The sequence below is a fragment of the Bacillus cereus group sp. BfR-BA-01355 genome, assembly GCF_022663675.1.
Lineage (GTDB): Bacteria > Bacillota > Bacilli > Bacillales > Bacillaceae_G > Bacillus_A > Bacillus_A thuringiensis_S.
Genome location: NZ_JAKUFY010000261.1, coordinates 1 through 1,270, shown reverse-complemented (window position 1 = coordinate 1,270; position 1,270 = coordinate 1). Strand labels below are relative to the sequence as shown.

Below are 1,270 nucleotides of genomic sequence, written 5' to 3'. Positions count from 1 at the left end.
AGTCCGGTGCTCGAGTAGTTAAAGCTACACTGCGCTCCTCTTGGCATAAGCGCCTCGAGCTGCTCGTCCCTCTGAATCCTCCTTTTTAAACATGTATTGAAAGGGAAGTTTAAAAAGTCCGGTGTACACTATGTTTTCATTTTCGAAATATGTATTTTTAGGAATTCTATAACTTTTTCTATACAAATAGTCGGAAAAACGCTAGAATACATGGTAGACCATTTTTGTAATAGGAGTGTAGAGCTGAATGTTACATCAATTTTCACGTAATGAATTAGCCTTCGGTAAAGAAGGACTTGAAATATTAAAAAATAGTACAGTCGGTATTTTAGGAATTGGTGGCGTAGGGTCATTTTCGGCAGAAGCGTTAGCACGTTCTGGCGTAGGACGTCTCGTATTAGTTGATAAAGACGTTGTAGATATTACAAACGTAAACCGTCAAATTCATGCTTTAGTATCTACTGTAGGACGTTCAAAAGTAGAATTAATGAAAGAGCGTATTGCAGACATTAATCCGGAATGTGAAGTAATTGGACTAGAAATGTTTTATACAGATGAAACATATGAAGAGTTCTTTAAACACGGTTTAGATTTCGTAGTGGATGCATCTGATACAATTACGTTCAAAATCCATTTAATTAAACAATGTTTACGTCGTAAAATTAAAATTATCTCATGTATGGGTGCAGCAAATAAAATGGACCCAACTCGTTTCCGTATTGCGGATATCTCTAAAACACATACAGATCCAATTGCGAAAGTAATTCGTACGAAGCTTCGTAAAGAGGGTATTAAAAAAGGTGTAAAAGTTGTCTTCTCTGACGAGAATCCAATCGTAATTCGTGAAGAAGTACGTAAAGAGATCGTACCAGACGAAAATGCAAAAATTCGTAAAGCGAAATTACCACCTTCATCAAATGCATTCGTACCATCTGTGGCAGGCTTAATTATGGCAAGTCACGTTGTACGTGAACGTATTAAAAACGTAGAAGTGAAACGTGTGGGGCAAGAATAAAGTGAAAGCATATATCCATTTTGGATATATGCTTTTTTATATGTATTAAAGAAATAAAAATATTTGCATTACTACTAGTTCAAATGTGAGCAAGGCTAGTAAGTAATGATTATATTTACCCAATCTATTTTGGGCGTTTCTTTGTATGACAGGGAGGAATGTTATTGTCAATCTTTGTCGTTAAATCGATATCCTTTGTCGAATCGTTGATATATTGCAAGTTGTGATAGATATATTTGAAAAATCGTTGATATA

The 1,270-nt window shown here is 35.2% G+C and carries 1 protein-coding gene; it reads left to right on the top strand.

Annotated features, from left to right (window positions below):
• Positions 1 to 247 precede the first annotated feature (247 nt).
• Positions 248 to 1,015 carry a tRNA threonylcarbamoyladenosine dehydratase gene (locus MR167_RS31455; protein WP_000903182.1) on the top strand — a complete coding sequence of 256 codons (768 nt, stop codon included), beginning with the start codon at positions 248 to 250 and terminating at the stop codon, positions 1,013 to 1,015.
• Positions 1,016 to 1,270 lie beyond the last annotated feature (255 nt).